This window comes from Myxococcales bacterium (genome assembly GCA_016703425.1).
GTDB lineage: Bacteria > Myxococcota_A > Polyangia > Polyangiales > Polyangiaceae > JADJCA01.
This window is the reverse complement of the sequence record JADJCA010000012.1, coordinates 174291-186972: the sequence shown is the minus strand read 5'-3', so window position 1 is coordinate 186972 and position 12682 is coordinate 174291. Positions and strand designations below refer to the sequence as shown.

Genomic DNA, 12682 nt, shown 5'->3' with positions numbered 1-12682 from the left:
GCGGCGGGGCTGGGGGCGCGATCTTTGTCGCTTCGCATGATCACCGATCCGCTTCTAGCCCATCCTTTCGGACACTTAGGGGCAAGACGCCGCCCGTCACCGCGGGGCCGGCATGCGCGGCGAATTTTCCCCTGCGAACAATTTTTCCCTTTCGAGTTTAGCTACTTGCGAACATTCGCACATGGCGCACTTGCGCACACATGTGGGATGCGCGAATACCTCGGCGCCGACTGCCCATCGGCCACGAGGTTTCCATGATCCGAGCGCTCTCGTCTGTCTCCCTCTGCGTTCTCGTCGGTACCTTCGCCGCTTGCGCCCCGGAGGGCCGTAGCGAGTCACTAGGCAGCAGCGAGGCGGCGCTCGCGGACGTCACGCAAACCGCGGTGAAGCGCCAATCGATCGGCAACTGCTGGCTCTACGCCACGGCGAGCTGGGCCGAGTCGCTCCACAAGAGCGCCACCGGCACCGAGCTGAACAGCTCCGAGTCGTATTGGAGCTACTGGCACTGGTTCGACCAGATCACCGAAGGCTGGAGCACGAAGATCGAGACCGGCGGCAGCTTCGACGTCGCGGCCGGGCTCATCGATACCTACGGCGTCATGGCGGAAGGCGATTTCATCGAGGAAGAGTCCGACGTAGAGATGTCGGCTCGGCAACACGCGGCCCTCGACGCCATCAACCTCTCGCTCTCAACGGGCGTCCTCAAGACGGAAGACGCCAGGCGCGACCGTGCGCTCGTCCGCGCGGAGCTCGATCGCGCTTGGTCGCTGTCGACGGCGGTCGTAGCTCAGCTCGACGACGCGTTTGGTGCAGACGTCTCGCGCACGCTCAAGCGCGACGCGCGCATCGGCGGTACGAGCATCAAGGCGGCGAGCGCGCTGGCCACGCGACTCCTCGATCCAGAGACCAAGGCCCCCGTCGACAAGACGCTCGCCGACGCGTTGGGAGAATCGAGCGGCAACTCGTGGTGGAGCCGCCGCGAAGGCCCGCTCGCGTGGAAGAAGGTCAACTACCCTACGGGCGACTCGCGTCGGCGCGATCTTTTGGGGCGCGTGCAACGCGCCCTGCACGACAAGCAGCCGGTCATCCTGAGCTTCTTCGTAGACTTCAACGCGCTCGACGGACAAGGCCGGTTCTTCGCGCCGCCGGCCACGCCAGGCCGTCAGGGCGGACACATGGTCGTCATGGACGACTACGAGATCTCCAACGTACCGGGCTTCGGCACCCTGCGTGCCGGCGTCGTGGAGGAACGACCCGAAGCGCTTAGCGCGGCGCTCGCCAGCGAAGCCACCATCGACTTCATCCGCGTCAAGAACTCGTGGGGGGCCAACCGACCGGACCGCCAGTTCGTCGTGCCCGGCTACCACGATCTCTACATGAACTACCTGAACGGCCCCATCAAGCAGTGCAGTCAAACCCCCGAGGGCAACACCGATACCTCGAACTGTTGGGATGACACGCCGCTCAACGACGTGGTGCTTCCGGCCGGCTACTGACATCCTTCGGCGGTGGGTCCCTTTCCTTCGCCAAAGCTCCCGTCGCGGTACCGCGACGGCGCCATGACCTTGTTGCCGCGCCCCGTGGTGCGCGCCGTGCTTCGCGCCCGCGATGCCATGATGCGCGCCGCCGACGCCATCGTTCCGCCGGAAGCGGCGTTGCTCGATGAGGTCGCCGGCGTGGGACGAACCGCGGCTCTTCACCTCGTCGCCAAACATCACGTCGCCAATCACCTCGCCGCCGGACCGAAGACCAAAGACCAGCTCGCTCGCCTCACGGGCCTCCGCCCCGAGCTCTTGGAACGCGTCATGTCGCTGCTCGTGGCGAGGGGCATCTTCCGCGTCGACAAGGCGGGCCGCTACGACAACACTCGGACCTCGTCGGCCCTTGTGAGCGAGAACGAGCGCTCGATGCGCGCCATGGCCGAATATTTCGGCGCGCCCTTCAACCTTGTTGCGTGGGCCAACCTGGAAGGCGGCTTGCGGAGCGGAGCACCGGTCTTCGACGCCACGCACGGGGCAGACATCTGGGAATTTTTCGCGAAGCACGAGGAGCACGGGCGCCTCTTCGCCGCGGCCATGAGCGAGCTGACCAACATCGACGCGCCGATGATCGCCGCCGGGTACCCCTTCGAGCGCTTCGAGCGGATCTGCGACGTCGCCGGCGGACGCGGCACCTTGCTGGCGGCGATCCTCGCCCGCCATGCGCGACCGCGTGGTGTGCTGGTGGAGGCTGATTATGTGCTCGACGAGGCGAAGCAATACCTCGCCGAGCGACGTCTGGCGGAGCGCGTCGACCGAGTCGTCGGCAACTTCTTCGAGGCGCTGCCGAGAGGCCACGACGCGTACCTCCTCAAGGACATTCTCCACGATTGGGACGACACGCGCGCCATTGCGATCTTGAAGAACGTCCGCGCCGCCATGAAGCCGAGCGCCAAGGTCTTGGTTTGCGAGCTGCCCATCGACCACCTTCGCCCCGAATACCCCGCGCCCATCTCCGATCTTCAGATGCTCGTCGTCACGGGCGGCGGCAAGCAGCGAAGCGAAGCGCAGTTTCGTGCCCTCTTCGAGGCCGCCAACCTCTCGCTCTCAGACGTGCGGCACCTGGCCGTCCCGATGAGCATCTTCGAAGCGTCGCCTCGCTGAGGACGGCCCGGAGCTCGCGCAAATGGTGGCCCCCGTTCGCAAGAAGATCGCCGTCGTCACGACGAGCTTTCCTGAAGACGCGGGCGATCCATCGGGTCACTTCGTCGCCGCCGAGGTTCACGCTCTCGCGGCGGATCACGACGTCCGCGTCTTCGTTCCGCGCGGCCGCCCCTTTGGGTGGCCGGGGCTGTTGCCGCAGCTCTCCGGGTCTCCGTTGACGACCGGGCCACGGCTCGCCGCAAAGCTCTTCGCGCTAAGGAGAGCGCTCACGCGAGCGGCCCCGTTCGATCACGCGATTGCGCACTTCTTGCCGTGTGCGGCGCTCTGCCGCGGCATCGCGCCCACGCTCGAGATCGTGATCCATGGGACCGATCTTCGCGTCGTCGCGGCGCTTCCCGCTCCGCTGGCCCAGCAGGCGCTCACTCGTCTCCTCGCGCCGGCGACGCGCATCCGCACCGTGTCGACGGAGCTCGCGGACCTGCTGCTCGCCCGCCTGCCGCCTGCCGAGCGGCACGGCGTCGAAGCGCGCCTCGCCGTCGCGCCATCCCTCATCACGATGCCCGACGTGGCTGCCGCGGCGACGTCGCTAAGGGCGCGCTACGCCGGGAGGCGCTTGGCGGTGTGCGTCGGCCGCCTCATCCCCGCCAAGGGCGTCGACCGAGTGATCGAGCACGTCGCTCGGAACGAACCCCATACGACGTTGGTCGTGGTGGGCGACGGCCCCGAGCGAGAACGGCTCGAAGCGCACGCGCGACGACGCAACCTCGCGACGACGTTCGTCGGCAAGCTCCCGCGTCGCGAAGCGCTCGCGTGGATCGGCGCAGCCGACGTCGTCTTCCATGGCTCGCGCAGCGAAGGCGCCTGCACGGTCATGCGCGAGGCCGACGAACTCGGCACGCCGTTTCTCGCGCTCTAGGGCCACGTCCGGTCGGCGCGCCCGCCGTCAAGGCATCGGGTTCTTCTCGAAGAACGCCGCGATGGCCTCCGTGGCGTCGAGATCGGTGCTCGTCTTGCCCAAGAACACCATGGGGAGCCCACCGGGCCACGTGTGACCGCCACCGTCGACCTTGCAATGGGAGACCTCGGCCGAACAACCGGGGTACGTGACGCAGGTCGTGTCGCCCTTGCTCGAGGTGGTCGACGGCGCCTGTGAGCCGCAGCCGTATTGCTTCCGGAAGACGCCGAGCGACGCCTCGGTGCTCCGGTACGCGCCACCGGTGTAGGACACGATGGTGTCGCTCGTACCGTGGATTTCGAGGATCGGGATCGGCCGAACGGGAACACACGTCGGCTCGAGGAGTTGACCGGCAACGGGCGCAACCGCCGCAAACACGTCGCTCATCTGGCACGCGAGTCGATACGACATGTGGCCGCCGTTGGACATGCCCGTCGCGTAGATGCGCTTCTTGTCGACGCATACCTTGGACTGGAGCTCGCCGAGAAGTGCCTTGACGAAGCCCACATCGTCGACCTTGTTCTGCGCGGCGCCTCCGCAACACATGCCCGTGTTCCAGCTTTGGGAGATCCCTTCCGGGTGGGCGACGACGAAGCCGTGCTTGTCGGACGATGCGATCATCTTGGTGATCGACTCCTGAAGCGCTGCCGTCTCCATGAGCCCGTGGAAGTTCAAGACGAGCATGGCGGGCTTCTTCGGGTCGTAGCTCGGAGGCACGTGGAGCCGGCTCGTGCGCGTGGTGCCGCCGTGGGAGAGCGACACGATGCTGTTGCCCGGGGCCGTGCCCGACATGCCCTCGCAGCCACTCGCCGTCGACGACGGCGCGGCCGACGAAGCGGGCGCAGGCGCAGGCGTCGTGCCCCCGGTTGCAGCGGGAGGTGCGGCGACGCTGCCCGCAGGCGGGCTCGCGCCCGACGACGCGGCGGCGCCGGACTCCGCGCCTTCACTGGAGCAGCCTAGGGCCAGGAGCAACAACACGCACACGCCGCGCGGGGTACGGAGAGCCATCGATTCGGAACTATCACCGGTCGCCAAATGCGCTCGACGCGAAGCGCGCGTGAGCCGTGATGGTGACGAAACGACGCCCGCCGGAGACAATCTGGTGGGGGGCCCCTTCCCACGAACCTGCGCTGGCTCCACGATGTCGACCGATGCTTGCAGCTCCGCGCGTTCCCGGACTCCCGCTCGTCGGCAACCTCCTCGAGATGCGCCGCGATCTCATTGGCTTCCTCGTTGGCGTGGCAAAGCGAGAGGGCGACGCCGCGTGGTCGAAACAAGGCCTCTTCGACCTTCTTGTGGTCTCGAGTCCGGAGCTCATGCATGAGGTGCTCGTCGAAAAGTCCGACGCCTTCGTCAAAAGCTACGCCCTAAGCGTGTTCGCGCGGCCCATGCTCGGTGATGGCCTCCTCACAAGCGAACACGACGCGCACAAGGAGCAGCGACGGCGCCTCGCGCCCGCCTTCGCGCACCGACGCGTCGCGGCCTACGCCGACGTCATGGCGAACTTCGCCGAGAAGGCTGCGGCGCGAATGCTGCTCACCAAGGAGCTCGATGTCGCTGATGAGATGATGCGGATGACACTCGACATCGTGGCCAAGGCGCTCTTCGACGCGAACCTTGAGGGAGATGCGGAGGCCATTGGCGAGGCGTTGACCTTGGCCATGCGCCACATGATCCGCACGCTCATGAGCGTGGTGCCGATCCCGCCGCGGGTTCCGACGCCGCGAAACATCATGGGCCTGAGGCTCGTGGCCAAGCTCGACGAAGTCGTCTATCGCATCATTGAGGCTAGGCGACGTGACCCAGTCGACCGGGGCGACGTGCTCTCCATCCTGCTGGCGCCCTTCGAAGACGGCGGTGCCATGAGCGATCGCGAGATCAGGGACCACGTGATGACCTTGCTCTTGGCGGGGCACGAGACGACGGCCAATGCGCTCTCGTGGTCCCTGGCGGAGTTGGCCCAGGCGCCTCGCGTGCGGAGCCAGATGGAAGCCGAGGTCGACCTCCTCGGCGGCCGCACCCCAACCTTCGACGATCTCAAGGCGCTGCCGTCATGCCTCGCCGTTCTGAAGGAGTCGATGCGACTTCACCCGCCGGTGTTCGTGATGGGCCGCATCGCGGAGCGTTCGGTGACTGTGGGCGGCCACGCCGTCAAGAAGGGACAGATCGTCCTGCTAAACGTCGTGGGCATGCATCGCCGAGAGGACCTCTTCGAGCGCGCTGACGCGTTCGAGCCGGACCGATTTTCCGCGGCGCGCGAAGCAGCGCTGCGGCGCCATGCCTACCTTCCTTTCGGCGCCGGACCGCGCGTGTGCATCGGGAATCAGTTTGCGCTCTTGGAGGGTCAGATCGCGCTCGCGGTCTTCGCATCACGGCTGCGCCTTGACCTCACGGAGCCGTTCCCCTCGAACGAGCCGCTCATTACGCTGCGACCGAAGGGCGGACTGCCGATGCGCGCGACGCCGCGGGTGACGCCCTCGTAGCTCAGAGCCAGATGGCGAGGGCCGACCCGATGGCCGCAGCGACGACCGCGAGGGGAACGCCAATGGAGACGAAACGCAACGTGCGACGGACGCGCCCTCGTCGCTCCGCCGCGCGACGCATGGCCTCAGCGAGCGTCGGCGTCATCATCATCGCTTGGGCGAGGGGACGCGGCGGTCGGCTGGCAACTTGAGGTACCGGGACGGGAGGCGCGGGCGCTGGCGCGACCTTCGCTAGCAGCCGTTCCACCTCGCGCGCTCGCACCGCACCGTACGGCAGCGTCGGAAGGTGTTCGGCGACAGCGCCGCTCATCGAGGCGCTGAAGACCCGGCATTCGCCCAGGTTCGGACGCGGCGCATCAACGACCGTGTCGTGCAAGTTGTCCCGTTCGGTACGGATCGCACCGGTGTTCATACGTCTCCGCGCCTCCGGCCCGAGGGTAAGCAGGTGGCGTGCCCGGCTCGCTCTCTGCGGACGGACCAAATTTCAGCAAGTTGGCCGCACCGCAAATGGCGTTGTCCCGTGACAGCGTGACAGGCCCGCCCCCCTGGCGGCGATCCAGCGTGACAAAGCGCAAAACGGCGCCGACCTGCGTCGACGCCGTCTTTTGCCTGGACGGCCCGGTTTCCGGGTCGCCGGCGTTTACTGGGCCTTACGCTGAAACGCGGGGATGTCCCAATCGGCGTCGAAGGCTGGGAAGCTCGGCGCCCTTTGGCTCCGCGCTTGCGCCGCTTGCTCGGTGCGTGAGACCGGGGCCTCGCGGCCCGAGTCGCGTGCCACGTCACGGCTCGACTCGCGTGCCGCCTCGCGGCTCGCTTCGCTGCCGCGCGCGGCCGGCATGCGGCTCGCGCTCGCCGCAGCCTGCGAGGCGCGGAGATCGGGCGCGAAGGCCGGACGACGCGACAGGTTCGCCGGGTCGCTCGCCGGCTGGGGACCGAACTGCGAGAGCGCATCGCGCGAGAGCGACGGCCGCGCCGACATGGAGCCTGCCATCGAGCCAGACGCCGGCGCCGAGAGGCGCTGCTGCGCGGCCACCATCTCTTCGGCCTGCTGCGTCGCCGTGTCGAAGCCCGTCGCGATGACGGTGACCTTGACGTTCTCGCCGAGCGTCTCGTCGATGCTCGCTCCGAAGATGATGTTCGCGTCCTCGTGCGCCATCTCCTGGACGAGCGAGGCGGCCTCTTGGATCTCCTTCATCTTGAGGTCGGGGCCGCCGACCACGTTGATGAGGATCCCCGTCGCGCCTTCGACGGAGATGTCGTCCAAGAGCGGCGACGAGATGGCCATCTCGGCGGCCTGACGCGCGCGGTTCGCGCCCTTGGCGAGGCCCGTACCCATGAGCGCGCGGCCCATCTGGTTCATGACCGTCTTCACGTCGGCGAAGTCGACGTTGACGATGCCGTTTTGCGTGATGAGATCGCTGATGCCGCGTACGGCCTGGTAGAGCACCTCGTCGGCCTTGCGGAAAGCTTCCACGAACGTGAGCTCGTCGTCACCGAGGAGGAGCAACTTCTGGTTCGGGATCGTGATGAGCGTGTCGACGTGCTCCGAAAGGAGCGCGAGGCCCTGCTCGGCGCGACGGGCGCGTTGACGACCTTCGAAGATGAAGGGCTTGGTCACGACGCCGACGGCGAGCGCGCCTTCTTCCCGCGCCAGCTGCGCGATGACCGGCGCAGCGCCTGTGCCCGTGCCGCCGCCCATGCCGGCTGTGATGAAGACCATGTCGGCGCCGCTGATGAGCTCCTTGATGCGCTGCACGTCCTCGAGGGCCGCCTTGCGGCCGCGCTCCGGATCGGCGCCAGCGCCGAGGCCGCGCGTGACCGCGCCGCCGATGTTGAGCTTCGTCGGCGCAAGGTTCGCATTGAGCGCCTGCGCGTCCGTGTTCACGACGATGAACTCGACCCCTTCAAGGCCGAAGTTGATCATGGTGTTCACGGCGTTGCCGCCGGAGCCTCCGCAGCCGATGACCTTGATCCGCGCCTGGTACTCCTGCTGCTCGTCCGCGAACTCGATCGAGAAACTCATCGTCGTCCTCCCAGACCGGATCGCTTGGTGCGATCCGGAAAAACAAAGATCTGGAGGGCGCCCCAGCGATGTCGCCTGGGTCGTCACACCTTGTGTGCTTCGTGCCGGGTCGCCTCCCCGCTCGAAACACGTTCATTCCAACCGGCCGCTGCCTAGGGGCCCGCGGCGAAACTGCTCACATCTTGCCGATATCGAAGTTCTTCTAGGTGGGCCAAGTTTCCGCGTTCGTTATCGCGAAGCTCGGCCCGGAGGCCTCAAAAGGCCTGACGGATCCACTCCCAGAAGCCGGACTTTTCCGCCTTCTGCGCCGGTGCCGCTTCCTTGTCGGCGACCGAACTACGGCCCTGGACCGAGAGCCGCGTGGTGCTGTGGGTCGGTGCGTTCTCGCGCGCCGTCGCCTCCGCGATCATGTGCGCTCCGTATTTCACGAGGCCGACGCCCGTCGCGTATTGCGGCCCTTGCACGAGCTGCGTGAGGCCTTTGACGCCCGAGGGGTAGCCGATGCGGACCGGCATCCCGAGGATCTCCTCGGCGAACTCCGGCATGCCTTCGAGCAGGACCGCTCCGCCCGTGAGGACGACGCCCGCCGAGAGCTGCTCCAGGAGCCCCGTGTCTTCGATGCGCTTGCGGACGACGGCGAAGATCTCTTCGACGCGCGGCTCGATGATGTCCGAGAGAACACGGCGTGCGGCCCTGCGCGGCGGATGACCGCCGACGCCGGGGACCTCGATCTCGTCCTCGTCGGAGACCATGCGGCCCAGGGCGCAGCCCGAGAGGCGCTTCAACCGGTCCGCCTCCGCCATCGGCGTGCGGAGGCCCGCGGCGATGTCGTTGGTGATGTTGTTGCCGCCGACGGGGATCACGCTCGCGTGGGCGACGCCGCCGTCGACGAAGATGAGGATGTCGGTGGTGCCGCCGCCGATGTCCACGACGGCGACGCCGATCTCCTTCTCGTCGTCGGAGAGGATCGCCTCGGCGCTCGCGACGGGCTCCAAGACTACGTCGGCGACGGCCAGGTTGCAGCGCTCGGCGCAGCGGATCACGTTTTGAACGCAAGTCGTCGCAGCGGTCACGAGGTTCACCTTTACGCCGAGGCGGACGCCGCTCATCCCGATGGGATCGCGAATGCCGTCTTGGGTGTCGACGATGAACTCGCGGGGCAGGACGTGGAGAATCTGGCGATCCGCGTCGACGGGGATGGCTCGGGCGCCCTCGAGGACACGCTCGACGTCGGCGCGGGTGACCTCACCGCCGCCGATGGCCGCGACACCGTCCGACGACTGCGAGCGGATGTGGCTCCCGGCGACGCCGGCGTACACGGTGCGAATCTCGACGCCGGCCATCGTCTGGACGCTCTCGATGGCGTCCTTGATCGAGCGGACGGTCCAGTCGATGTTCAAGACGATGCCCTTGCGGAGGCCACGACAGGGAACGGACCCGACCCCGAGGATCGTGATGCCGTCTTCCCCCACTTCGCCGACGACGGCGCAAACCTTGGTGGTTCCAATGTCGAGACCGACGACGATTTCACCGTGCGCGTTGCTCATGGCGTAGCGAGATTGAGCACGGCCTCGAAAGTGGGGCCAACTTTCGATCGCGCGAGCGAGCGCCCTACACGGCCGCTCGGCACACGGCGCCGGGCAAAACGCTGGCGCAAACGGCCTGAACCGACGACACCGAGCTCGTACCCCTAAGGGCAGCGGTTTCCGTCCACCAAGGGCGATTGGGTCGCGCCCCAGAATTCGACGGACTTTTGGGCGAGGACCGTCCCGGCGCCGGTCGCCGGATCGATGTTGAGGATCTTGCCCTCGGTGGTGAAGCCAATCACGTGAGCGTTGGCGTACGCGAGGCCCCAGACGTTCATGTGACCAATGGGGCCGACGACGGACGCAGCGCCGGTCGCCACATTGACGCGAAGGAGAAGGTTGTTCGACGAGGCGTCGCCGCCGCCGGCCGAGGTGGACGAAACGCCGTACATCGAGCCGTCGGCCACCGCGACGAGATCACCGGCCGCCTTGAGGTCATTTCCAAACGCGCCGTTGCTCGTCGTCGCGCCGTTGGCCGGGTTGATGGACCACACCGAGCCGCCGGCTTCGGCCGCCAGCAGCTTGCCGTTCGCGAGGAACGTCAGGCTATTGCCGCCGCCAGCGGACGCGATGGCCGTGGCAGCGCCGGTGGACTTGTTGATTTGGTAGAGGGCCGATTGCGAGATGCCGTGCAAGACGCCGCCCGGAGTGAGGGCGATATCGGTCATGGGATCGCCGACGTTGAAGCTCCCGACGGTCGTCACCGCGAAGGTCGAGGGGTCGATGCGATAGAGGACCGTGGGCGAGTTCGCCCACAACGTGCCGTCGGCCGGCGACGCGTTGACCACGCAGCAGGCCGGCAGCACGGTGCACTCCGAGTCCTGGCAGTCGATGTACCCGTCGCAGTCGTTGTCGGCGGTGTCGGCGCATTGGCCTGCCTCGGTGCCGGGCAACACCTGACCGGTGCACGGGCCAAAACCGCTGCCGTCGGGCTTGCAGGTCTGCGAGCCGCCGTGGCACGAGGCCACGCCGTTGGTGCCCGCGGGCCCTTCGTAGCAGTCGCGGGTCGTGCCAGCGGTGCAGCCGAGGAGGCACGCGATATCGAAGAAGCACGCGCCGTCCTTGCAATCCGCCACGCCGTTGCAATCGTTGTCGACGCCGTCTTTGCAGTGGCCCGCTTCACCGGTCGGTTGCACCTCGCCGACGCACCCCTTGGTCCAGTGCCCGGCTATGCAGGTTTGGCGACCGGCCTTGCAAGCCCCCACGTTGTCGGTGCCCGGCGCACCTCCGTAACAAGCGCGCGTCTCGCCATCGGTGCACGGCGTGTCGCAGATGGGGTCGTTGGCGCAGAGCGGATCGGCGCAGCCGACCTTCCCGTTGCAGTTGAGATCGACGCCCGCGGCGCAGGGCTCTTTCGTCGGCGCAAAGGCGCCCACGCAGGCGCTCCACCGCGAGAACTCGCCGCCGCCCTCGCAGCTTTGGCTCCCGTCTTTGCAGGTGCCCACGGCGCGCGTCGCTGCGGCTGATGTGTAACATGCACGGGTCTCACCGAGGGTGCACGGGCATCCGGCCTGATCGAGCGCGTCAGGCTCGCAGCGGCGTCCTGCGTCGGCGCCGCCGCCGTCGACGAAGGTCCCGACGGACGCGTCACCGACTCCGCCATCGCTGGGGGTGATGCCCGAACGCCCCTCCGAGCCACAAGCTCCGACGAGCGCGACGACCGCCACAGCCACGGAACCGGTGGAGCGCATAGGGGAGCGGACGTAGCACGGATCGGCTCACGATGGCCTCCGGACGGCCCTCGGGCGCCCCGCGTACTTCCCGCTGCCGCCACGCGCCATCGAGGTCCGTGCGCCAAGCACCTACAGCAGCGTCACGACCGCGCCGTGCCCATCACGCGCCGGCGCGCGTGCGGTCCTTTTGAGCCGTCGCGCCAGCGCGGTCCTGATACTTTCAAGCTCCTGGGGGCCTCGTGGATCGTCAGAAGCTGAGGGTCGTCGTCATCGACGACTCGCGCACGTATCGCGAAGTTCTGAAGCTCTTGCTGCAGGCCGACGGTGACATCGAGGTCGTCGGCGAAGCTTCCGACGGCGATGAAGGCATCGAGGTGGTGCTCGCGCGCAAGCCGGATCTCGTCACGATGGACATCGAGATGCCCGGCCTCGACGGACTCAGCGCCATCAAGCGCATCATGGCGGAGCTGCCGGTCCCGATCCTCGTGGTAACGGGGCGCCCGTCGAATCGCTCGACGATGCTCTTTCAAGCGCTGGAGATCGGCGCACTCGACTTGGTGGTTAAGCCTTCCATCGTGGAGCGTGAGAGCGCCGTCGCGTTCCGCAACGTGGTGCGCCGCCTCGCCGGTACAGCCGTCGGGCCCCGGTCGATGTCGCTCGCGCCGCCCGATGCCGAGGCCGAAGCGACCGAAGCGTCGACGCGACGTGAAGCGAAGATGGTGGGCATCGTCGGGTCGACGGGCGGCCCGCAGGCAACGCTGCACATTCTCCGGCAGCTGAGCGCGAGCTTCCCGTTGCCCATCGCCATCGTTCAACACCTGCCCCCGGGCTTTGAGGACGCGTACGCGCGCTTCCTCGCGCAGTCCACGACGTTGGCCGTCGAGGTCGTGCGCGACTCGGTCGTGCCCACGGCGGGCACGGTATGGCTCGCGAACTCCTCGCACCACTTGATCTGCGAGGCGGGCGGCAAGCTGGCGACGACGAGCGAGCCGCCCGAGGGGCCGCGCCCGAGCGCCGACGTGCTCTTTCGCTCCATGGCCGACATCTTTGGCGATGGGGCCGTCGGGATCATCCTGAGCGGCGCAGGCACCGACGGCGTCGAGGGCCTCCGTGAGCTCCGCGCGCGGGGCGCCCTCACCATCGCCGAGCACGAGCGCTCCGCGCTCGCCAACGAGGGGCCGCGACGCGCCGTCGCCGAGGGCGTCATCGAGCGCACGATGTCGCCGCAGCTCATCGGGAGCGCCCTCGTCGCGCTCGCATACCCGCAAGAGCGTCTGCCCACGTTGCCCCCTCCCGACGGTTGACCCGGCCGACTAACGA

Annotated in this window: 9 protein-coding genes and 1 pseudogene; 5 read left to right on the top strand and 5 right to left on the bottom strand. The window is 67.7% G+C overall.

The features are described 5' to 3' along the window. Positions 1-254: 254 nt before the first annotated feature. From IPG50_23700 to IPG50_23690, 3 genes are read left to right on the top strand one after another with little or no spacing between them, the layout of a single operon-like run. Positions 255-1496, top strand: coding sequence for a hypothetical protein (locus tag IPG50_23700; GenBank protein MBK6695189.1), 1242 nt, complete (start codon positions 255-257; stop codon positions 1494-1496). A 12-nt stretch (positions 1497-1508) separates the two neighbouring features. Next, positions 1509-2642: a hydroxyneurosporene methyltransferase gene (locus tag IPG50_23695; protein MBK6695188.1), complete on the top strand. Its 1134-nt coding sequence runs from the start codon at positions 1509-1511 to the stop codon at positions 2640-2642. Between the two features lie 22 nt (positions 2643-2664). Next, positions 2665-3558 carry a glycosyltransferase family 4 protein gene (locus IPG50_23690; GenBank protein MBK6695187.1) on the top strand — a complete coding sequence of 298 codons (894 nt, stop codon included), beginning with the start codon at positions 2665-2667 and terminating at the stop codon, positions 3556-3558. 27 nt (positions 3559-3585) lie between these two features. Here the strand turns inward: IPG50_23690 and IPG50_23685 are convergent, their stop codons facing one another. Continuing rightward, entirely contained in the window at positions 3586-4605 is a 1020-nt protein-coding gene (locus tag IPG50_23685) for a prolyl oligopeptidase family serine peptidase (protein ID MBK6695186.1), read from the bottom strand. A 143-nt stretch (positions 4606-4748) separates the two neighbouring features. On the opposite strand from IPG50_23685, the gene IPG50_23680 reads away from it, so the two are divergent. Then, positions 4749-6080 carry a cytochrome P450 gene (locus tag IPG50_23680; protein MBK6695185.1) on the top strand — a complete coding sequence of 444 codons (1332 nt, stop codon included), beginning with the start codon at positions 4749-4751 and terminating at the stop codon, positions 6078-6080. 1 nt (position 6081) lies between these two features. On the opposite strand, the gene IPG50_23675 is transcribed toward IPG50_23680, so the two are convergent. The 4 genes and pseudogenes from IPG50_23675 to IPG50_23660 form a co-directional block, all read right to left on the bottom strand. Continuing rightward, positions 6082-6492 (bottom strand): hypothetical protein, encoded by a 411-nt coding sequence (locus IPG50_23675; GenBank protein MBK6695184.1) that lies wholly within the window; start codon positions 6490-6492, stop codon positions 6082-6084. A 525-nt stretch (positions 6493-7017) separates the two neighbouring features. Beyond that, positions 7018-8103: pseudogene (gene ftsZ, locus IPG50_23670) on the bottom strand (cell division protein FtsZ). Positions 8104-8357: 254 nt separating this feature from the next. Continuing rightward, complete coding sequence (ftsA, locus tag IPG50_23665) at positions 8358-9650, bottom strand: cell division protein FtsA (protein ID MBK6695183.1); 1293 nt, start codon at positions 9648-9650, stop codon at positions 8358-8360. A gap of 143 nt (positions 9651-9793) precedes the next feature. Then, positions 9794-11380, bottom strand: coding sequence for a hypothetical protein (locus IPG50_23660; GenBank protein MBK6695182.1), 1587 nt, complete (start codon positions 11378-11380; stop codon positions 9794-9796). A 221-nt stretch (positions 11381-11601) separates the two neighbouring features. On the opposite strand from IPG50_23660, the gene IPG50_23655 reads away from it, so the two are divergent. Continuing rightward, positions 11602-12666 (top strand): chemotaxis protein CheB, encoded by a 1065-nt coding sequence (locus IPG50_23655; GenBank protein ID MBK6695181.1) that lies wholly within the window; start codon positions 11602-11604, stop codon positions 12664-12666. The last annotated feature ends 16 nt before the right edge of the window (positions 12667-12682 follow it).